Source organism: Chryseobacterium sp. StRB126 (assembly GCF_000829375.1).
Lineage (GTDB): Bacteria > Bacteroidota > Bacteroidia > Flavobacteriales > Weeksellaceae > Chryseobacterium.
In genome coordinates, this window is record NZ_AP014624.1 from 4764341 (window position 1) to 4785986 (window position 21646).

Annotated in this window: 16 protein-coding genes; 9 read left to right on the forward strand and 7 right to left on the reverse strand. The window is 36.5% G+C overall.

The features are described 5' to 3' along the window. Positions 1–5: 5 nt before the first annotated feature. Together CHSO_RS21540 and hemH are read left to right on the forward strand one after the other, a co-directional pair. Positions 6–542 carry an NADPH-dependent FMN reductase gene (locus CHSO_RS21540; RefSeq protein ID WP_045500737.1) on the forward strand — a complete coding sequence of 179 codons (537 nt, stop codon included), beginning with the start codon at positions 6–8 and terminating at the stop codon, positions 540–542. 5 nt (positions 543–547) lie between these two features. Beyond that, positions 548–1582, forward strand: a complete 1035-nt coding sequence (hemH, locus tag CHSO_RS21545; RefSeq protein ID WP_045500739.1) for a ferrochelatase — start codon at positions 548–550, stop codon at positions 1580–1582. A gap of 76 nt (positions 1583–1658) precedes the next feature. Here hemH and CHSO_RS21550 read toward each other — a convergent pair whose 3' ends face one another. Then, a complete protein-coding gene (locus CHSO_RS21550; protein ID WP_052480683.1) occupies positions 1659–3614 on the reverse strand; it encodes a M4 family metallopeptidase in 1956 nt (651 codons plus the stop codon). A 326-nt stretch (positions 3615–3940) separates the two neighbouring features. After that, on the reverse strand, positions 3941–5155 hold the full coding sequence (locus CHSO_RS21555; protein WP_045500741.1) for a type IX secretion system plug protein domain-containing protein: 1215 nt from the start codon (positions 5153–5155) through the stop codon (positions 3941–3943). A 70-nt stretch (positions 5156–5225) separates the two neighbouring features. Between CHSO_RS21555 and CHSO_RS21560 the strand changes: the two genes are divergently transcribed. Both CHSO_RS21560 and CHSO_RS25725 read left to right on the forward strand, forming a co-directional pair. Beyond that, the gene (locus tag CHSO_RS21560; protein WP_045503125.1) at positions 5226–5864 is read left to right on the forward strand and encodes an MBL fold metallo-hydrolase; all 639 of its coding nucleotides are present in this window, start codon (positions 5226–5228) and stop codon (positions 5862–5864) included. A gap of 302 nt (positions 5865–6166) precedes the next feature. Continuing rightward, positions 6167–6556, forward strand: a complete 390-nt coding sequence (locus tag CHSO_RS25725; RefSeq protein ID WP_144429005.1) for a hypothetical protein — start codon at positions 6167–6169, stop codon at positions 6554–6556. Between the two features lie 58 nt (positions 6557–6614). Here the strand turns inward: CHSO_RS25725 and CHSO_RS21570 are convergent, their stop codons facing one another. Genes CHSO_RS21570 through CHSO_RS21580 form a run of 3 tightly spaced genes read right to left on the reverse strand, consistent with a single transcriptional unit; the run spans position 6615 to position 11793 of the window. Continuing rightward, a complete protein-coding gene (locus tag CHSO_RS21570; protein ID WP_045500750.1) occupies positions 6615–9056 on the reverse strand; it encodes a TonB-dependent receptor in 2442 nt (813 codons plus the stop codon). 23 nt (positions 9057–9079) lie between these two features. After that, a complete protein-coding gene (locus CHSO_RS21575) occupies positions 9080–10561 on the reverse strand; it encodes a trehalase family glycosidase (RefSeq protein WP_045500752.1) in 1482 nt (493 codons plus the stop codon). Positions 10562–10563: 2 nt separating this feature from the next. Further along, positions 10564–11793: an MFS transporter gene (locus tag CHSO_RS21580; protein WP_045500754.1), complete on the reverse strand. Its 1230-nt coding sequence runs from the start codon at positions 11791–11793 to the stop codon at positions 10564–10566. Positions 11794–11916: 123 nt separating this feature from the next. Here CHSO_RS21580 and CHSO_RS21585 point away from each other — a divergent pair, with 123 nt between their 5' ends. Beyond that, entirely contained in the window at positions 11917–12780 is an 864-nt protein-coding gene (locus CHSO_RS21585) for an AraC family transcriptional regulator (protein WP_045500756.1), read from the forward strand. Between the two features lie 332 nt (positions 12781–13112). Here the strand turns inward: CHSO_RS21585 and CHSO_RS21590 are convergent, their stop codons facing one another. After that, complete coding sequence (locus CHSO_RS21590; protein WP_045500758.1) at positions 13113–13667, reverse strand: thioredoxin family protein; 555 nt, start codon at positions 13665–13667, stop codon at positions 13113–13115. 263 nt (positions 13668–13930) lie between these two features. Here CHSO_RS21590 and CHSO_RS21595 point away from each other — a divergent pair, with 263 nt between their 5' ends. From CHSO_RS21595 to CHSO_RS21610, 4 genes are all read left to right on the forward strand, one after another. Continuing rightward, positions 13931–14554 carry a TetR/AcrR family transcriptional regulator gene (locus tag CHSO_RS21595; RefSeq protein ID WP_232509109.1) on the forward strand — a complete coding sequence of 208 codons (624 nt, stop codon included), beginning with the start codon at positions 13931–13933 and terminating at the stop codon, positions 14552–14554. 370 nt (positions 14555–14924) lie between these two features. Continuing rightward, entirely contained in the window at positions 14925–16085 is a 1161-nt protein-coding gene (locus CHSO_RS21600) for an efflux RND transporter periplasmic adaptor subunit (protein ID WP_045500762.1), read from the forward strand. A 38-nt stretch (positions 16086–16123) separates the two neighbouring features. Then, positions 16124–19309: an efflux RND transporter permease subunit gene (locus CHSO_RS21605; protein ID WP_045500764.1), complete on the forward strand. Its 3186-nt coding sequence runs from the start codon at positions 16124–16126 to the stop codon at positions 19307–19309. A 191-nt stretch (positions 19310–19500) separates the two neighbouring features. Then, on the forward strand, positions 19501–20913 hold the full coding sequence (locus CHSO_RS21610; RefSeq protein WP_045500766.1) for an efflux transporter outer membrane subunit: 1413 nt from the start codon (positions 19501–19503) through the stop codon (positions 20911–20913). Positions 20914–20991: 78 nt separating this feature from the next. On the opposite strand, the gene CHSO_RS25200 is transcribed toward CHSO_RS21610, so the two are convergent. Next, complete coding sequence (locus CHSO_RS25200; RefSeq protein WP_052480684.1) at positions 20992–21624, reverse strand: SixA phosphatase family protein; 633 nt, start codon at positions 21622–21624, stop codon at positions 20992–20994. Between the last annotated feature and the right edge of the window lie 22 nt (positions 21625–21646).

Consider the following 21646-nt stretch of genomic DNA (forward strand, 5'->3'; position numbering starts at 1 on the left):
ATTTCATGACCACCACAAAAAAAATACTCATCATTATTGGAAGTGCTACTAAGAATTCCAGTAATCAGAAACTAATGGAGCTGATATTGGAAAAAAATCCCAACATTCATTTCCAGATGTATGATGATCTTTCGGTTCTTCCTCATTTTGACACTTCATTAACTGATGTTGACACTCCTGAGGAGATTGTAAAGATCAGAGAATATATTAATAATTCGGCAGGAGTTATTATTTCTACTCCGGAATATATTTTTAGTATTCCGAGCAGATTAAAAAATTTGTTGGAATGGTGTGTGTCTACGAACGTCTTTCTGGACAAACCGGTTGCATTCATTACAGGATCTGCCAGTGGAGAGAAAGGTCATGAAGAATTATTATTGATTTTAAAAACCCTTGGCGCCGTCATTGATGATAAACATCAGCTTTTAATCAAGGCAATAAAGGGTAAGTTTGAGTCTGATGGCTCAGTTGAAAATAATACCTTTGCTAACGTATTAGAATTGGTAACGGATTTTGAACAATCTGTTTCATCATTAAAATAAAAAAATTGAATAAAAAAGGAATTTTACTGGTCAACCTTGGATCACCAAGATCTACGGCTGTAAATGATGTAAAGGAATATCTCGATGAATTTTTGATGGACGAAAGGGTAATTGATTACCGTTGGATCTTTCGGGCACTTCTTGTTCAGGGTATTATTCTGAAAACAAGACCTGCCAAATCTGCAGAAGCCTATAAAACGGTATGGACGGATGAGGGTTCACCGTTGGTCGTCATTACTGAAAAGATTCAGAAAAAGCTTCAAAAACTGGTAGATGTACCTGTAGAAATCGGGATGAGATATGCTGAACCCAGTATTGAAACCGGAATTCAGAAACTGGTAGATCAGGGGATTTCTGAAATTGTTCTCTTTCCTTTGTACCCACAATATGCAATGAGTACTACAGAAACCGTTATTGAAAAAGCGGAAGACGTAAGAAAGAAGAAATTTCCAAAAGTAAAGATCAATTATATTCAACCTTTCTATAACAGGGATATTTACATTAACTGTCTTGCGGAAAGTATTAAGGAAAAACTTCCTGAAAATTTTGATGCCCTTCAGTTTTCTTATCATGGAGTTCCGGAAAGACATTTGTACAAAACGGATCCTTCCAACACTTGTAAAATTGATGATGCCAATTGTATCAACAGTCAGGTAGATACTCATAATGCCTATTGTTATAGACATCAGTGTTATAAAACCACCGAGGCTGTCATCGCTAAAATAGGACTTCCAAAGGAAAAGGTAATTGTATCCTTCCAATCCAGATTAGGAAAAGACAAATGGATTGAACCTTACACGGATGAAACTCTGGAAACCATTCCTAAAAAAGGAGTTAAAAATCTTGTAGTGGTTTGTCCTGCTTTCGTATCAGACTGCCTTGAAACACTGGAAGAAATTTCAGAGGAAGGAAAAGAGCAGTTCATGCATGGCGGTGGAGAAAGTTTCAACTATATCCCGTGTCTGAATGATGAAGACCGGTGGATTGAAGTAGTAAAAACACTTTGCGAAGAGAAACTGAATGATTTTTATCTGGTATAAAATGATTAAGACAAAATATACAAAAGGCCACAGAAAAATTTCTGTGGCCTTTCTCTTGAAATATATTAAAGTATGTTTATTTTTTAATTAAGTTTCCGGCTTTCTGCCCGTTTACGGTTACAATATAAACTCCAGGAAGTATATTGGATGGCAACTGTATTTCTACTCTATTTGCACCATCAGTAAGATTAACTTTCTCTGAAAGTTCTCTTCTTCCCGTTAGATTTACCAATTCTACAGTTCCTTTACCTGCTTTCCCATTAAACACTACAGTAAACCTGTCTGTTGCTGGATTTGGACTGATAGTATAAGGAGACTCATTAGCAGCTGCGGCAATAAGTCCTGCTGCAGAAGTTCCTCCGCCCACTCCTACTGCATTCCATGCATTGGTAACCTGTGTTACTTCATTACTTCCGGCACCATAAAGATCTGTTGCAGCCTGTAAAGAATATGTTCTTGCATTCGCATAAGTGGAAGTAGAAGTAAGATAAGTCGTCAGTGTTCTGTAGGCAATCGCCCCAGCTTTATCCAATCCTATTCCGGAAACATTATAAGCAAAACCATTATCGTTGGTTCCGGTTCCTCCTGTTACCAATAAATAATACCAGAAATTTAAAACTCCTGAATTGGTATGAACACCACAATAATCATTGGCCTGACTAGGACTTGCACAACCTGAAGTAGTCGCAACTTTCCAATAGGTTCCTTGATAAGTATCCGGCTGACGGTAAGCATTAGGGTTTGACATATCACGAATAACATAACTGAAATCCTCTCCCAATGTCCAGCTTGCCTGTGTAGGTCTTGCCCAACGTTCTATGGTATTTCCAAAGATGTCTGAGAAGCCTTCATTCAATGCTCCCGGTTCTCTTTGATAAACAAGGTTTGCAGTCTTAGAAGTCATCCCGTGGGTAATTTCATGCCCACAAACATCAATGGCTGTTAAAGGTTTCCCCCCGTTTGTTGTAGAGCTTCCATCACCATAAAGCATTCTTGAGCCATCCCAATAGGCGTTAAAAATATTATTTCCGTAATGAACATAAGATTTTATTGCAAAGTGATTGTTATCAATACTTTTTCTTCCGAATTTCGTGAAGTAGTAATCCAATGTCATTTCGGCTCCCCAATGAGCATCAGTAGCATATTGATCTTTATTGGTGTTTACATTATTCCAAACATTATCGGTATCTGTAAAATCAACAGCTGACGAAAAATTAATTGTTTTTTGAAGGTTATAGGTTTCCACTGCTGTTCCCCCATTTCTTCCTGTTTCTCTTAATCTGTAACTTCCACCATAAGAATCAGCCATTATATTTCTGCTTCCACTATAAACGGTAGTAGCTGCTCCCGGAGTATTTACTTCGTGAATGATGGCATCCATTCCCAGAACTTTTCCATTCTTTGCATCTACAAACACATATTGTCTGCTTAGAGGCTTCTCTGCATAAACATCAAATTTATAAGCTAACTTCAGGTCCTTAAGCGTTTCATCTGTCGGATCTGAATAGTAGACAAGCTCACCTTTAGGAACAAAACTGGCATTATTATCTTTAGATTCTTTTTTAATAAAGTCTTCCTCTTCTTTATTTTGCCATTTATATTGTTCAGCTCCTACAAAATTTAAAGCATTTTGTAAGGCAATTTTTTCAGAAATATTGGATTTTTTTTCAACTCCTGAAGGAACTTTAAGCACCCATTTTCCGGATTGCCCAACAATTTTACCGTCTTTAGTCTGTACGGCCATTACTCCATACTCTACGGGAATATCATTTACGGTCTGTTGAAATCTATGGGTTTCAAAGCCTAGCTTATCGGTTTCAAGTCCTAATTTACGGGCTTGTCCCGGTGAAAGTCTCTCAGATTTTTCATCAAATAAAACAGGACTTCCCTGAAAAGCAGGTCCGTCTTTTTCAAATCTCAAGAATTCCGCGTGTAATCCACTTTTACCAGGAATTACTTTTGACGGAGTATTTTGTCCGAACGCGAATGAGCAGGCTGCAATGCTCGCTGCTAGAATAAATTTTGCTTTCATAAATAATATTTGTTAAGTGTGAAACGAATATATAAACTTTTCACAATAAAATGATATATTATTTATTTAAAATTCAATTGAAAATATAAATCGATAAACAAACCATAATAATGATTTTAAAACAAAGAGAAATAATTAAAAATAATTTTATTATTATGAAAATTTTACACGAATTAAATTCGCAAAAATCAATGTTTTTTGAATTATTATTTTCACCATACAAATCATTTTATTGAGTAAAATTATTTTGATTCAGAAGGTTTGTTAAAAAAATAAGGCTATCTCAATGGAGACAGCCTTTGAATATTTAAAATAAAGGTATAATCTTATTTTCTAACTGGAGTTCTAAATTCCCCATACCCTATCAAACCATCATAGTTACGGCCGAAAGGAGCATAGTAAAGAAATGCCTGATAAAGATTTTCTGTCTGCCAGAAATTACCATTCACTTCTCCGAAATCTAAAGGTGCATCTCCTTGTTTTGTTGCCAGAACATAATTATAAAATCCTTGCTTTAGGAATAATTTGGCAACATACTGCTTCGTTGCTGCATCATACTGCATTTGGTTTTCTTTGCTGGGTTTAAAGTTATTAAATCCCCCCAGAATATAAATTTCTTTATCTACCGGATCTGATTCAAGATAAAAATATACCCATGAATAATCTGCTTCTCTTTCAGCATCTCTTTCTCTTCCCAGGTCATTCCTTCTGTAATACCATGCTCCGTTTACATCAGGTTGATACTGATAGTTTAAAGGAAATGCCCATATCGGATGTAAATAGGTATGATTGGCATCATCTTTTACTTCTACTGCACGAACCATATCTGCAGCAATAGTCATATTCTTATTATCGAAATAATAAAATTCATTGTCTCCGGGGAAAACAAGATTCATCTGTTGGAAAAGCAATTGATTGCCCAAAACCGTACTTGGTTTCAGATTAGAAATCACCATATTCGGATTGTTATTCTGCATCACATTCAAGCTCATGGAGTTGACGTTGGAAGAAAGATCACCCACTTTCGGTAGAGCCTTTATTTCTACTCTTTGATTGATATTGGGATTCTTGGCATCTGCAATCCTTGAAACATTAACACCAAGGGAAGCAGCATCTTCTACCAGATAAAAACGTCTTTTGAATAATGGTTTGTCTGCAGAATCTTTATAAACGATCAACTCAAAGTTTCCTGATATTTTCGGTTGTATTTTATCATTGGGAAAAGTTAGTTTATAATGAGTATACGCCTGTAAAGTATTGAAAGAATACTGAAACTTATCTAATAATCCGTTCATACTGCCCGTGGCAATTTCTGTAAAGAACAGGTTATCATCATTCCAGTTTCTGTCATAATGCTTAATGGTATATCTGTAGATCTCGCTGCCGTTGGTAAGATCATCAAAACTCAAAACCAATTGTTCGCCGAACTTAATGACCGGCGTTTCATCATTCGTCTGAGGGTTGAAGAGCTGGATGCTTTGGATATTCTGTCCATAAACCAGTCCACCCAGGGAAAGTAAGAGTATTCGCAAAGTTTTCATTATGACGAAGATAACGAAAAATAGCCATTTTCTTAATAATATCGTATTTTTGAATAAAAATATTCAGATTATGCTTCAGATTCAGGGCTTCGTATGCAACTTTGCGAGTGAAAACACCTATATACTTTATAACGAAAACAAAAATGCCTGGTTAATTGATCCGGGAAATATGAATGAACAGGAAACCAAAGCTATTGATAATTTTATCAAAGAAAACGGACTGAATATTCAGAAAATTCTTTTAACCCATGCGCATATTGACCATGTTTTAGGGCTTCAATGGGCATTTGATACGTTCAAAGTTCCGGTAAATATGCATAAAGAAGATCAGGAAGTTCTTGATATGCTTCAGGCAAGTGGAATGCGATTCGGATTCCCTGTAGATCCCGTAAAAGTAGATATTGTATATATCAACGAAGGAGAAGAACTTGATCTGGATGGTGAGAAATTCAACATCTATCATGTTCCGGGACATTCACCAGGCAGCGTAGTTTACCATAACGAAAATCAAAAGTTTATGATCTCAGGAGATGTTCTTTTTGAAGGCAGCATTGGAAGAACAGATCTTTACAAAGGAAATTACGAACAATTAATTGACGGTATTAAGACAAAACTGTTTGTATTGGATCCTGAAACACAGGTTTTCTCTGGCCACGGAAATCCTACTTCCATTGGGTTTGAGAAGCAGTATAATCCGTTTTTAAAGTAAAAAATAAAACTTTTAAGATTATAAATTGATATTGCTGTGAATTGAACCTTATTTTAAATTATAATTTTGGAGATGCAACCTGCTTAATGATTCATTCAATGGAAAACTCAATAAAAATAGGAAATCATTACTATGATATCAACAGTGAACATTTCTGTCTGAAACGGGAACAATCACTCAGCTATATCAATGATCTGCCCCTTCTGAATCAGTTTCCTAATCTGACCTCTGCCAGTTTTTCCTGTTCAAATCTCAATGATGATGGGTTAGCTCATATATCAGATTGCCGTAAAATTGAATATTTGGATGTACAGGACACTGAAATTACCAATGAGGGTATAAAGCATCTAAAAAAACTGGAAAATTTAAAATACCTCAGGTTAAAAGAAAATTCACAGCTTACCAACGACTGTATTCCGGATTTGGCAGCATTAGATTTTTTATTCGACTTGCAAATTCATGAAACATCAATTAATGAAGAGGGGTTGAAAAAATTTGTTGCTCTGAAAAATTTAGAAATTTACTGCTTCCTGGAAAATATCTGCATTAACATACGGGACAACAATTATACATTTGAAGGACTTTTAGATATATCAAAAAAAATTCCTGACTGCGCTATTTTAGCAAAGGGTAACGGAGAATTCCTTAATGGTACATTTGATGGAAAATGGCGCCATCAGAAGAGGGAGTAAAAAAATAAAAACCGTCAGAACCTGGTCCTGACGGTTTCGTGTTATAAAGAAATAGAGTTTAGAAATCTAAAGTAATTGAGGCTCTGGCCGCTGCCCCCATAATAGGTCTTGCCATTCTGATGGTAGAACCTGTTGAGGTTTGGGATCTTGGATCTCCTTCTGTAATGCCGATGGTATTAAAGATATTGGTTCCATCAACCGCAAAACGAATTTTTCCTAACTGATAAGACATTCCTGCTCCAAATTCAGTGAAAGAAGGTAAAATATTATCATCTGTATTTCCTTCATTCTGGAAACGCTTTCCATAATAATTCATGCTTACATACGCTCTCCATTCTTTGGTGATATTTACTGCTGGAGAAATATTGAAATAAAATTTAGGAATTCTTCTTACTACATTTCCGCTATAATCGAAGGTAGTACCATCAGCATTTCTTCCTGTAAAATCTTTATATTTTGGATTCTGAATGGTTCCGTTGAAAGTAACTTCAAAGATATTATTGAATAATCTGGCATATCCTTCAATTTCTACTCCAAAATTGGTAGTATTGGCAAATTTATTTTCTGAAGTTCCATCTGAATAAACATCAGTAAACGAAAGATTTTTAAGTGCAGAATAGAAAGGAATCACTGCAATATCGAAAGTACGGGAATAATACTTATATCCCACTTCCAATTGATTCGTGAGTACAGGTTTTACAACACTCATATTTCCGATATTATTGTAATACGCTTCTTCATTCGGAGATCTGAAACCGTGAGAAAAACGGGCATACACCGCATTTTCACGATTGATCTTATAATTGGAAGCTAATGTATAGGAAACTTTATTAATATCATAGTACCAATAGGTAAACTGATTCCCCAGAACATTCATATTATCATCGGCTGTTGTGGTATCAAAACCATGAGTTCCGTCAACCGTTAAACCTGAATTATTAAGATTGGCTGTCGTGGTATTGACTTTATATCCTCTGTAATAATCACGGCTGTAACGGATTCCTCCATTAAAGCTTAATGCATCGGTTACATTATAATCCAGATTTAAATAAAGATCATTTAAGCTTCCCTGAATCTGCGAATCTCTAAGTAAACTAGACATGTTTAAAACTCCATTATAGGTTTTAGAATATCCTACACTGCTTGGACTAAGAGAAGGATCTACCAGGTTTAGCAGTTCAGGTCTATCTGTTGCTGTTGCTAAAATATTGCTCCAGTTCCAGTATTGATGAGACTTCCAGTTTGATTTATAAAATCCTGCCGTTACATTTCCTTTATCGAATTTATAATTGAACTGTAGATCATTCACAAAATTATTCATTTGTTTATCTATAGCCCAGAATCCTAATTTTTGAACAAACTGAGGGGCTACCATTGCTCCACTGCTTACCATCGAGTACTGATAGTTAGTCATTCCCATATCCTTTGTAGCAAAATCAGCACCTGTTTGAGGGGCTCCTGCCGGGAAAATTCCCGTATAGTTCATATCAATATTAGTATATCTGGTCTTATTTAAAACACTGAAGTTTCCACCCAGATCGTACTTAAATTCAGCACCCAATACATCTACTTTAGGATGAATACCATCTTCCAGATTTCTGCTGAAAAAACCACCACCGGCTTGTGGAATATTTAACTGGCTGATGGCTCTGTAACTGTAAGTTCCGTAATTGGGATCAAAACCTGCAAATCCTTTCAGTTTATCACCATCTTGCGTTAAAGGAATCGGAAGGAAGAACGTATTTCTGTCATCCAGCTTTTTATAATAAACTTTAACATAGCCTTTATCAAATACATATTTCAGATTCATTCTGATCTGTCCTCCGTTATTAGCTTTGAATCCTGTTTTACGGATCCCGTCATCTGATCTGTAGAAACCACCAATATTGAAAAATAATTTATCTTTCACCAAAGCGCCCCCCACATTAAGATCTGTACGGATCAATCCATAAGTACTGGTTTCCAGTTTTGCACTTCCTTTAAAATCATTGGTTCCTTCTTTTGAAATAAAGTTGATTAATCCTCCCGGAGAATTATTGGCATAAATAGACCCGGAACCTCCTCTTAGAGCTTCCAGACGGCTTACAGTATTATCTACACGGAAAAAATTATCTGCATTAGCAAATTGGAGTGCGCCATCTTCAAAAACCGGAAGACCATCTTCCTGAACCTGCACAAACTCGTAAGCTCCTGCAGACGGAATCCCTCTTGCAAAAAGGTTGTTCCCTACTTCACCTCCTGAAGTTTCTACGGCAAACCCCGGAACTCTCTGAAGCAAAGCAGCAGCACTGATGGGGTTCTGCTTTTGAATCTCCTTGGCACTGAATGTTGAAATAGCAGTACTGGATTCTATTTTTTTCTTAGGATTGGAGTTCCCGGTAATGACAACCTGATCGATAGAAGAAACTTTCACAGAATCTTGTGAAGTTTCCTGTGCATAAGCATTATTAAAATATAACGTAGCTGTTGCGGCGATTAAAAAGATTGATTTTTTTTTCATAGCCCTATTTTTTATTGTTAGTTTCAGTTTTGTTGTAGTTTTAAATACACACCATTCGTCCAACCGAATCCATCCTGATTGGGATATTCTCCGCCTCCTGCTATTGTTTCCGTATCTAATGCATTGTATTTTTCCATCAGTTTTCCTGTATTCTTGTAGACTCTTTCTACATTGAAACACCAGTTATTTTTAATTGTTTCAGCCAGTTCATTAAAGCCATAATTTTTCATTGCTTTAAAGCCAAGCCATTGGTAAGGTGCCCAGGCATTTGGTAAATCCCATTGTTGTCCAGTTTTTTGGGTAGTGGTAACCAACCCTCCCGGATATAAAAACTTTTCAGAAATAGTTTCAGCTACTGCTTTAGCCTGATCCTGATCTGCCATTCCAAGGAATAAAGGGTAAAGAGCAGCAATATGTTCAGACAGTGTTTTTGTGTTTTTTTTAATATGATAATCTCTGTAAATCTTCGTCTTTTCATCCCAGAAGTATTTATTAATCATATGTCTTCGCTTTGCTGCTCTTTCAGTAAAATAATTTTCTTTGTCTTTCAGATTCTGAAATGCTGATGATTTTGCCAATGTAGTTTCCAAATGCCATAAAAGACAGTTTAAATCAACCTCAGCAAGATTCAGGGTTTCTATCGTCTGAATATGTTCTCCGTCTGCAAACCACCTGCTGGAAAAATCCCAGCCGGATTCACAGGCGCTTCTTATATTTCTGTAAAATTCTTTTCCTGAAGCATTCTCCTGATCTTCAATATCGATTAGATAGCTTTCTGGGCGAGGTTCATTTTCCGCATCATAATATCTGTTCAGGAGATCTCCATCCTGGGTTTTCACGACTCTTCTGAAACCTGAACCACTTTCTGTTTTCTCTTCCCCATTCATCCAGAAAGCATATTCCTTTTCCAAAGTATCATGATATTTTGAATAAATAGCTTCATCATTCTTTGTCTCTGCAAGAAGTTCCAGCATCAATGAGAAATAAGGTGGCTGTGAACGGCTTAAAAAATGGGTTCTGCTCGCATTGGGAACAAATCCAACATTCTGAATCAAATAGGAACAGTTTTCCACAATATTTTCCATCATTTCCACTCTCCCTGAAACCTGCAGCCCCAGCATGATAAAATAGCTGTCCCAATAAAAAAACTCATTGAAACGCCCACCCGGAACGATATAAGGCTTTGGTAATTTCAAAAGTGTTCCTTTTTCTTCATAAGCAGTACGCGTCAGTTCATCCCATAACTTTTCTATATGCTGCTCAATGGGAAGATGATCTTCTCTCCGAACAGAAATTTTAGCTCCTAAAAAATCAAAATGAGTCATCACAAAATGTTTCAGATCAAAACCAGCAGAATCTTTCTCCTGCTCGTATTTTGCATTAATCTCTGCAATCGGAAATAAAGGAACTGCATCCGTCATCATTTTCTGATCTTCAAAAATCTCTGATTTCTGTACTGCATCGAAAAGGACCTGAATTTCTTTAATATAAAGCTGATTACTCATGGTTATTTTTTAGGGTTAATTTTTAATTTATTCATAAAAATGGCTGAAGTGATTAACAGCGAAAGGGGAATCAGAGAAAGGTAAAATGCCTGTTGACCACTGAATTCCTGAAATACAAAACCTGTAATGATTGAACCTATGGTTCCTCCAATCGCAGAAAAAACCACAATCAGTCCGGACATTGCGCTGTGTAAATATTTAGGAATGGAAGCCAATATTACTGAGTTAATGCTCGGATAAATTGGGGCTAACAAACCTCCCATTAATGGAAACAGATATACTACAAGCGGAGCATTCAACCAATTTGTGTCCGTGTCAATATGAATATTGTGAGTTAATGGAAGTACCAAAAGTAAGCTTACTGCAAATCCAATCACACAGAATGAAACCACATAAATCCAACTGATTTTTCTGGAAAAAAATCCGGATAAAAACCTTCCTAATGCAAAAGCTCCGGCTAAAACAGCTCCAGCCTGAATACTCATGGAAGTAGGAACTTTTAAAATTTCTTTATAAAATGTGGGTGTCCATGTTTGGAAACTCTGCTCCACCAATACAAAAAGGAATGCACATACTAAAAAGCACAATACTTTTTTGTAACTGAACAGGCTTGCACTGTTTTTCAGATCTCCCAGCCAATCGGTTTTCTCACTTTTCGCAGCATTTTCATTTAATTTAGAAAAGAATAAAAACAAAAAAGACAGCGAGGAAAGAGCTCCTAAAATCCAATATACATTCAGCCAATGCGTAGATTTCGGATTATGATCGTCAATATATAAGCTGAACAAAACATTTCCGGCCAATACCCCAATCATGAAAAAGCCTTCCAGAAAGCCCATAAAACTTGAATGTTCTTTATCTGTTTCTGTCACCAAACCAATAGAGGTGAAAACAGAAATTTTAATCAGTGCAAAGGAAACCCCTACAATGGCAAATAATAATTTAAAGAACCAAAAATCATTGGTAAACGGCATCACAAAGCACATACCACTTACCAAAAACAACGCAATCAGCATTGAATTTTTGATTCCGATTTTAGGAAGAAAGGATGCCAGAATGAAGGAACAAATAGCAATCGGAAGATCTTTAAATCCTTCCAATATACTGGCAGATGATTTCGAAATTCCAAAGTTCTGCTGAACCTGCAAAATAACAGTTCCTACAGAATTCAGAAGAATTGCGAAAACAAAATAGTTCAAAAACAGAACCGCCTTGATGTTGAAGTTTTTCATTCAGGTTATTTCTTTGCGGCTAAGATAGAAGCATTTCTGTTCACAATAATTTAACACAATAAATCAATATTTGAACAATATTAATATAATTAGTATTTTTAATGATTAAATATGATTAATTAAATGAAAGTTACTTTTGAAAGAGTAATTCCCAATGAGAAAAGCTCATTTCGTACGATTCATAATAACTCCCCTATTTCAGAATTCAAATGGGAATACCATTATCATCCCGAAATTGAATTGGTGTGTGTCATTTCCGGGAGCGGAACCCGTCATGTTGGGTATCATAAAAGCAATTATACTCATGGTGATCTCGTTTTAATAGGTTCCAATATTCCCCATTCAGGATTTGGGTTGAATTCTATTGATCCGCATGAAGAAATTGTCCTTCAGTTCAAGGAAGAGATTCTCCAGTTTCCCCAGCAGGAAGTGGAAGCCAGATCCATCAAAAATCTGCTTGAGCTTTCAAAATACGGGATTCATTTTCATCACAAAGTAAAAAAGGCCCTACTTCCGAAATTAAAGCTGATGCTGGAATCGGAAGGCTATAAAAGATATCTGTTGTTGCTTGAAATTCTTTTCGAATTGTCAAAGTGTAAAGATTATGACCTTTTAAATAAGGAAATCATGCCCTACACGATCATCTCAAAAAATAAATCCCGTCTTGAAAACATTTTCACTTACGTAGAACATCATTACGACAAGGAAATTAATATCGAAGACGTTGCAAAGCTCGCCAATCTCACACTACCAGCTTTTTGTAATTTCTTTAAAAAGGCAACCCAGATTACCTTTACAGAATTCGTGAATCGATATCGGATCAATAAGGCTTGTTTGCTGATGGCTCAGGATAAATCTATTTCTGAATGTAGTTATAGCTGTGGTTTTAATAATGTGACTTATTTCAACAGGATGTTTAAGAAGTATACAGGAAAAACTCCTTCAGAATTTATTAAGGATTATGCGCATAATAAAGTGAATGTGTAATGAGACCAAGTTAATTTTTTTATATACTATATTTAGATTCCTGCAGAATGACTAAGTGGATGGATAAACTAAGGCTGTATTTGCCAATCCATAAGAATTCAAACAACTTTATCTTAAATCTCACGCAGATTACGCGAATTTCGCAGACGTTTGTGTGGCAAAACATTAATAAAATTATTTCAGTTAAGAAAATCTGCGTAATCTCCTAAATGCGAGAAAAATAATCCCTGAAATCTGAGCAATCTGTAGAAAATAAAAAAACTGTCCTAAAAAGAACAGCCTTATTATACAAGTAAGAGCCGGCAACTAAATAACCAGCAACCAGCAATTCATTATTTCCATTTAATATTGCATCCCATACTTGGTCTCTGAATTTCTTCCTGTGGTTCCCCAGCTAAAAGATTTTCAAAAGCAATAATCAAATCCTCTCCAGTGACATCCTTATTATTCCCAGGTCTTGATTCATCCATCTGACCTCGGTATACAAGATCCAATTTATCATCAAAGAAATAGAAATCAGGAGTACAAGCCGCTTCATAAGCTTTTGCAATAGCCTGGCTCTCGTCAAATAAATAAGGAAAATCAAATCTTCTTTCGATCTGGAATTCAATCATTTTTTCAGGAGAATCATCCGGATATTTTTCAATATCATTAGCATTGATCGCGATGAATTCAATTCCTTTTTCATTGTAGTCTTCATATAACTCATTAATCTTATCAATTACATGAAGAACAAACGGACAGTGGTTGCACATGAAGATAACCAATGTTCCTTTTTCTCCTTTCAGTTCTTCTAAAGACTGAAGTTCATTCGTTTTTGACGGGTTTGGAAGCTCAAAAAATGGAGCTTTTGTACCTAATGCCAACATATTGGAGGGAGTATTCATATCCTTTTTCTTTAGTTTCACAAAGATAGAAATTTCTTTCGTTATATGGTAAGGAAGATGGAAGCTGGAAGACCGAAGTTATTCTTCCCGATATATTTATTGAGTAAAGCTATATACTTTATTAGTTTTTACAATAATTTACAGATTATGCACTTAAACTACTTCCAGCTCCCACTCTTCCAGTTTAAAGAAAAATTTTTTAACCTTCTTTTTTAACAAAAATGAAAATAACGTTTGGAAGTTATCTTTAAAAGTTTGTAGTTTTGCTAACACTGTTAGAAAAGAATATCATGGGCTTACATGAACGTCGTCAAAGAGAAAAAGAATCCATCCGTGCAAGTATTTTGCAGGCGGCATTCACTTTGGCTAAATCTGAAGGCTGGGCATCACTTTCCATGCGCAAGATAGCAGACGCTATTGAGTACAGCGCACCGGTGGTGTATGATTATTTCGAAAACAAGGATGCTATTCTATTTGAAATTTCATTAGATGGCTTCCATAAATTACATATAGAATTATTAAAAGCACAACAAAAATTTGACACTCCTGAAGAACAGCTTGTTGCTGTTGTAGATGCTTATTGGAGCTTCGCTTTTAATAATAAGGAATATTACCAACTGATGTTTGGTCTGGGAATGCAGTGTTGTGGAAAAGGGCAGATGAAAAAGGAGTTTTCCTCATTCCAGGAACTTATTTACGAATGTACTTATAACATTATTGAGAAAAACGGTTCGAATACAGATAATGCATGTCATATGTCTCATGCCCTGTTTTCAGCAGTACATGGAATGATTTCCATTATGATGATGCGTACAGGTGATATTCCGTCTACGATGAATAAATCGACTTTAGATGAAACTGTTTCATCTTTTATTAAGTCTTTATAATATTTTTTTGAACTAAAATTAACACCGTTAGGAAATTTAACACTGAATTAATAGCATTCAACTGTTGATTCCTGATTAAAAACAAAAACTATTTATGCAAAACTCTACTTTGTTGAATTGTTGAAGGTACTTATTTTTCTTTTAAAATTAACACCGTTAGCAAAATTAACACACATTACACCTCACATCTTCATATACTTAAATACATTAAAAACATTTTTCAATTATGGAAACAATCGATCTGATCGGACATTAAAAATTCTGTAATTTTTTTTGAACTAATTATTAACACTGTTAGGAAAAAGAACAGCATTTATTAAAGAAAAACATTACTTAAATCTCACACTTCATTAAAAAAATTAAACTAACAATGAAAATACCTGGAAAAACAAGGTTTATTGTACTTATTTCAAGTATAATTCTTTTACAGAGCTGCACCAAAGCTGCAGAAGGATCTAATAATGCACCACCAGCTCCTGAACTTCCGGTTTATACCGTTATCACCTCTCCTGCTACCACTTATCAAGAGTTTCCGACTGCTTTGGAAGGAAAAAATAATGTGGAAATCAGATCTCAGGTTGATGGATATCTTGATAGAATTTATGTAGAGGAAGGCGCTTATGTAAGAGCCGGACAGCCTTTATTTAAGATAGATTCAAGAAGTTATGGCGAACAGATGAATATGGCTCAGGCCAATCTTCAGGCTGCCAATGCCAATATACAAAAGGCAAAAGTGGAAGTTGACAGACTTCAGCCATTGGTAGCTGCAAAAGTAGTTTCTGATGTACAGCTTAAAACAGCAAAAGCTAATTATGATGCTGCTGTAGCTGCTGCTTCACAGGCCAGAGCATCTGTAGGAAGCGCCAGAATTAATGTAGGATTTACAACCATTACTGCACCGGTAAGCGGATATATAGGAAGAATCCCTTTCAAAAAAGGAAGCCTAATCTCAAGAACAGATCCTAATCCATTGACTTTATTATCAGACATCAGCGAAATTTATGCGTATTTCTCTTTAAGTGAACTTGATTTTATTGCTTTCCAAAATAAATATCCGGGAGCTACTTTAGAAGAAAAGCTTAAAAATATGCCAATGGTAGACCTGGTTATTGCAGACAACAGTACTTATCCTGAAAAAGGAAGACTAAGTATTGTAGACGGACAGTTTGATAAAACAACAGGAGCCATCAGTGTACGAGCTGTTTTCCCTAACACCAGCGGAGCACTGAGAACCGGAAATACAGGAAGAATACGCATGCCACAACTGATATCCAATGCAGTGGTTATTCCACAGGAATCAACTTTCGAAATTCAGGATAAAACGTATGTATATGTCATGGATAAGAATAAGAAAGTAACCGGAAAACCTATCAAAATTTCTGGAAAAACAGACAGTTACTACTTTATCTCTGAAGGGCTTTCACCGGGAGAAAAAATTGTCTACACAGGAATCGGAAATCTGAAAGATGGTGTTTCTATCAACCCTAAAGTTATTTCCTCAGACAGTTTATTGAGAGCAAAACCTTTGTAAATATTCTGAAACGGAAGACTTAAAAAAATAAACTTCTTATGTTAAAACAATTTATAGAAAGACCGGTACTTTCAACGGTCATCTCCATCATACTCTTATTATTGGGAGCCTTATCTCTCTTTAATTTGCCTATTGCTCTCTTTCCGGATATTGCCCCACCAAGTGTTCAGGTAACGGCTTTTTATCCGGGAGCGAATGCTGAAGTAGTGGCCCGTTCTGTGGCGACTCCTATTGAGGAAGCGGTAAACGGGGTTGAGAACATGACCTACATGACTTCCAACTCCAGCAACGACGGTACCATGACGCTAAGCGTTTTCTTTAAGCAGGGATCTGATCCTGATAATGCCGCCGTAAACGTACAAAACCGTGTATCCAAAGCAATGAGCCAACTTCCTCAGGAAGTGGTACAAGCCGGAATTTCCACACAGAAAGTTCAAAACAGTATGATCATGTTTATGGGATTATCCAGTGATGATCCAAAACAATATGATGAACTTTTCTTACAGAATTACCTTAAGATCAACGTGATTCCACAGATCCAGCGTATTCCCGGGGTTGCACAGGCTCAGGTTTTCGGAACAAGAGATTATTCCATGAGAATCTGGCTGAAACCGGATAGACTGGCTGCCAACAACCTTTCTCCACAGGAAGTTTTGAATGCTATTAAAGATCACAATCTTGAAGCTGCTCCGGGACGTCTTGGGCAGGGAAGTAAGGAAACGTACGAATATATCCTTAAATATAAAGGGAAGCTGAACAAAGGTGAAGATTATGAAAGCATTGCCATTAAAGCAAATAGTGATGGGTCATTCCTAAGATTAAAAGATGTTGCAAGAGTAGAGTTTGGTTCTTATACCTATACAGCAACAAACAGAGTAGACGGAAAACCGGTTGCAGGATTTGCCATTTTACAAACAGCAGGTTCCAATGCCAATGAGATCCTGACTGAGATTGAAAAGCAGGTAGACCAGTTCAGCACTACCCTCCCTAAAGGGGTGAAGCCGATTATCATGTATAATTCTAAAGATTTCCTTGATGCTTCTATTCATCAGGTAGTGGAAACCTTAGTAATCGCTTTCATTTTGGTATTTATTGTAGTATTTATCTTCCTTCAGGATTTCAGATCTACTTTAATTCCTGCGATTGCAGTACCTGTAGCGATTATCGGAACATTCTTCTTCCTGCAATTATTTGGTTTCAGTATTAACATGCTTACTTTATTTGCATTGGTACTGGCCATTGGTATTGTAGTAGATGATGCCATTGTAGTGGTTGAAGCCGTCCATTCCAAAATGGAACAGACAGGAATGCCTGTGGAACATGCCACCATGAACTCAATGAGTGAAATCTCAGGAGCCATTATTTCAATTACGTTGGTAATGTGTGCCGTATTTATTCCGGTTGGGTTTATGCAAGGACCTGCAGGGGTCTTCTACAGACAATTTGCTTTTACACTGGCGATTGCTATTATGATTTCTGCGGTGAATGCATTGACATTAAGCCCGGCATTATGTGCCTTATTCCTAAATGATCCTCAGGGAGAACACGGTGAGCATGGTCAGAAAAAAGGTTTTGGAGCGAGATTTTTCAATGCATTTAATGCCAGCTTCAACAACATGACCAAAAAATATATTTACAGCCTTAAGTTTTTAATCAAAAACAAATGGGTAGCTATTGGAGGCCTTGTTGTAATTACTGCCGCTAGTATTTTTATGATTAAAAAGGCTCCTTCAGGATTTATTCCGACGGAAGACCAGGGATTTGTATTATATGCAGTGAATACTCCTCCGGGAAGTTCATTAGAAAGAACACATAACGCAACTGCACAGATTGACAAAATTATTAACGGCGAGAAAGCAACCAATCACCTTTGGGTAGCTGATGGAATGAACTTTATCAGTAATGCTAATGCTTCCCCTTATTCTGCAGGTTTCATCAAACTTAAAGATTATGACAAGCGTGGAGATATGAAAGATCCGGATCAGATTGCTGCTGCATTAACAGGAAAAGTAAGTCAGGTAAAAGATGCCAATGCTTTCTTCTTCAACTTCCCTACCATTCAGGGATTTGGTAACGTTTCCGGTTTTGAATTTATGTTACAGGATAAAACCAACGGTTCTTTTGAACAATTGGGAACAACCACTCAACAATTCATTGGTGAATTGATGAAGAGACCGGAAATTGCATTTGCATTTACCACGTATGCAGCAGGAAACCCGCAATACACCATTGATGTAGATACAGATAAAGCCAATCAATTAGGTGTTTCTGTAACGGAATTAATGCAAACCATGCAGATTTATTACGGAAGTAGCTTTGTTTCAGATTTCAACAGATTCGGAAAATACTACAGGGTAATGGCTCAGGCGGATATTCCTTACCGTACGGATATTAATTCTTTGGAAGGAATTTATGTGAAAAACAAATCAGGAGAAATGGTTCCTGCTAAAACCTTGGTGACCTTAAAAAGAACCTTCGGTCCGGAAACTGTAACAAGAAACAACTTATTTAATGCGGTAACTATTAATGGTACTCCAAAACCGGGATATAGTACCGGGGACGCTATTAAAGCCGTAGAAGAAGTTGCTAAACAATCACTTCCGAGAGGTTACGGTTATGAGTGGACAGGAATCACCCGTGAAGAGATCAAAACTGGTGGACAAACCACTTTCATATTCTTGTTAAGTATTTTATTTGTTTATTTCCTGTTAGCAGCTCAATACGAAAGTTATATTCTTCCGTTTGCCATTATCTTAACCATTCCAACCGGAATATTCGGGGTATTTGCCTTTACGGGGCTGGCTGGAATTGATAACAACATTTATGTACAGGTAGGATTAATCATGCTAGTCGGATTACTGGCTAAAAATGCAATCCTGATCGTGGAATTTGCCGTACAGCGAAGAAAAGCAGGAAGATCATTAATTGAATCTGCTCTTCAGGCATCAAGATTACGTTTAAGACCAATCCTGATGACTTCTTTTGCTTTCATTGTAGGGATGCTTCCATTGGTTTGGACGCAGGGAGCTTCTGCAAAAGGGAACCACTCAATCGGTTATAGTACTGTAGGAGGAATGCTTACAGGAGTGGTATTTGGAATCTTCATTATTCCGGTAATGTATGTGGTTTTCCAGTACCTGCATGAAAAAATGCCAAGCAAAAAGAAAAAAAGACTTCTTAAAAAGCAGATGGAAGAAGAACTTTTAGCTTCAACTATTAATTAAATAATAATGATATATATAAACCACAAAAGATTTTAAACACTTAAGTTTTTTAAGTAAAAGCTTTGTGCATAAGAAGTACACATAAGTTTTTGAAAATCTCTGACTTTCTTATCATCAAACATCTGTGTAAATCTGCGTAATCTGTGGGAAATAATAAACCTCAACATTATTTAAGTCATTAAACAAAAACTATGAAAAGACTAAAAAATATTATATTAACATTCGCCATAGCTTTAGGATCTGTTTCGTGTGTGTCAAAACTGGCATACACGGAGCCGGACCTTCCGCTTCCGGAAAAATTCCAGTACACAGCTACTGCTGATACAGCAAGCATAGCCAATCTGGAATGGAAACAGTTTTTCAATGATCCTATTCTACAGGGATTGATTGAAAAAGGGATTAAAAATAATTATGATCTTCAAATTGCCTTAAAACAGGTAGCTTCTTCACAGGAAAAACTGAAACAGGCAAAATATATGCAATACCCTGACGTTGGTTTTGGAGTAGCGGCTCAGATTTCTAAGCCATCCAAAAACAGCATGAACGGGCAAAGTTTAAACCTATTTTTAGGGCAAAGCCATGTTGAAGATTATAATGCAGCTTTCAATTTATCATGGGAAGCTGATATCTGGGGGAAAATTAAAAATCAACAGGAAGTTTCCAGAATGCAGTATCTGCAGACTTATGAAGGTTCCAAAGCCATCCAGACCCAGGTTGTAGCAGCAATTGCGCAAGGATATTACAATCTTTTGATGCTTGACAAACAATTAGCGATTGCAAAATCCAATTTAGAGCTAAGCAGCAATACCCTAATGATTACCCAAAAAATGTGGGAAAGTGGTGATACAACTTCATTGGGTGTTCAGCAGGCCAATGCTCAGAAGCAGGCTACTGAACTTTTGATTTCTCAATTGGAACAGAACATTGCCATTCAGGAAAACGCCTTGAGTATTTTGGTTGGAGAAACCCCTAATAAAGTCAACAGAACTCTTGAAATGTCTGATACTTCTCTACCGCAGAATATCATAGCAGGTCTTCCGGCAGCTATGGTAAGCCGCAGACCGGATGTACGTCAGAAAGAATTGGTTTTACTGGAATCTAATGCTATGGTAGGAATTGCTCAGGCTGATATGTATCCAGCTTTAAAAATTACAGCCAACGGCGGAGTGAATTCATTCAGATTTGATAACTGGTTTCAGATTCCTGCCTCATTATTTGGATCTGTTTTAGGAGGAATTACCCAGCCTATTTTCCAAAAAAGACAATTAAAAACAGATTTTGAGGTGGCTAAAATTCAAAGGGAGAAAAATGTATTAGCATTCCGTCAATCTGTATTGAATGCCGTTGGTGAAGTTTCCGATGCTTTGGTTTCTAATGAAAATCTGAAAGTTCAGGAACAAAAAGCAACTGAGCAAACTACGACATTGAAAGATGGAATTAAAAGTGCACAACTTCTTTACAGAGGAGGTTCAGCCAATTATCTTGAAGTCATTACCGCACAGGGAAATTCTCTTCAGGCCGAGCTGAATCTTGCTTCCATTAAAAGACAGAGATTAAGCAGCATTGTAGATTTATACAGAGCGCTAGGTGGCGGTTGGAAGTAGTAAATTAAATTATATTGTTAAAATGCAGTCCTTTTTTCAGGGCTGCATTTTTATATAGGTCTATGATGTGCTGATATATCAGGGTGTGCTTTGTCCATATTTTTTTTGAACCGCAAACAAAGATCCCGCCGTAGAAGAATTTTTTGTAATAAATATATTATCAAACTGTGTCTCGCTAATCGTCACATTCAATGTATTATTACTCAATACCTTTACCATATCAGGAACAGTATTAGAATGGCCAACAATAACTACAACTTTTCCTTGATTTTGTGCTAGAATGCTGTTAATAAATAATTGAGTAGCAGCAATGGTAGCGGCAGGTATATATTCTTTAATCGTAATTCCTTTGCTCGCTGCAAGTGGACTAGCTGTCTGCTTTGTACGGTTATATGGGGTTGTATAAATATTATCTATATGAACATTCTCAAGTAAACGTTTTAATTCATTGGCCCTGAGTTTACCGGCATTCGTAAGATTAGGATCAGTTCCAAAGTTTTCTTTTTCTGCATGCCGTAACAGAATACATACCGTTTCTGTACTGCTGATTTCTGAAGGAAGCGGAATTCCTAATGGATTTTCAGTACGGTTGGCTGAATTCGCAACACGATTTTCAACAGCAGCCTGTTGATTCTCCTGGCTGGAAACTCTTTCACAACCGGTGAAAAAGACTACCATAGATGCCAAACCCGAAATAATTAGTTTTTTCATAATTGTTTTACATTGTGTTTAA

Bases quoted from the DNA above. Each gene is read 5' to 3' on its own strand.
- CHSO_RS21575 (WP_045500752.1), bottom strand. From the start codon at position 10,561: ATGAGTAATCAGCTTTATATTAAAGAAATTCAGGTCCTTTTCGATGCA.
- CHSO_RS21590 (WP_045500758.1), bottom strand. From the start codon at position 13,667: ATGAATACTCCCTCCAATATGTTGGCATTAGGTACAAAAGCTCCATTT.
- CHSO_RS21605 (WP_045500764.1), top strand. From the start codon at position 16,124: ATGTTAAAACAATTTATAGAAAGACCGGTACTTTCAACGGTCATCTCC.
- CHSO_RS21585 (WP_045500756.1), top strand. From the start codon at position 11,917: ATGAAAGTTACTTTTGAAAGAGTAATTCCCAATGAGAAAAGCTCATTT.
- CHSO_RS21560 (WP_045503125.1), top strand. From the start codon at position 5,226: ATGCTTCAGATTCAGGGCTTCGTATGCAACTTTGCGAGTGAAAACACC.
- CHSO_RS25200 (WP_052480684.1), bottom strand. From the start codon at position 21,624: ATGAAAAAACTAATTATTTCGGGTTTGGCATCTATGGTAGTCTTTTTC.
- CHSO_RS21610 (WP_045500766.1), top strand. From the start codon at position 19,501: ATGAAAAGACTAAAAAATATTATATTAACATTCGCCATAGCTTTAGGA.
- CHSO_RS21600 (WP_045500762.1), top strand. From the start codon at position 14,925: ATGAAAATACCTGGAAAAACAAGGTTTATTGTACTTATTTCAAGTATA.
- CHSO_RS21550 (WP_052480683.1), bottom strand. From the start codon at position 3,614: ATGAAAGCAAAATTTATTCTAGCAGCGAGCATTGCAGCCTGCTCATTC.
- CHSO_RS21570 (WP_045500750.1), bottom strand. From the start codon at position 9,056: ATGAAAAAAAAATCAATCTTTTTAATCGCCGCAACAGCTACGTTATAT.
- CHSO_RS21540 (WP_045500737.1), top strand. From the start codon at position 6: ATGACCACCACAAAAAAAATACTCATCATTATTGGAAGTGCTACTAAG.
- CHSO_RS21580 (WP_045500754.1), bottom strand. From the start codon at position 11,793: ATGAAAAACTTCAACATCAAGGCGGTTCTGTTTTTGAACTATTTTGTT.
- CHSO_RS21555 (WP_045500741.1), bottom strand. From the start codon at position 5,155: ATGAAAACTTTGCGAATACTCTTACTTTCCCTGGGTGGACTGGTTTAT.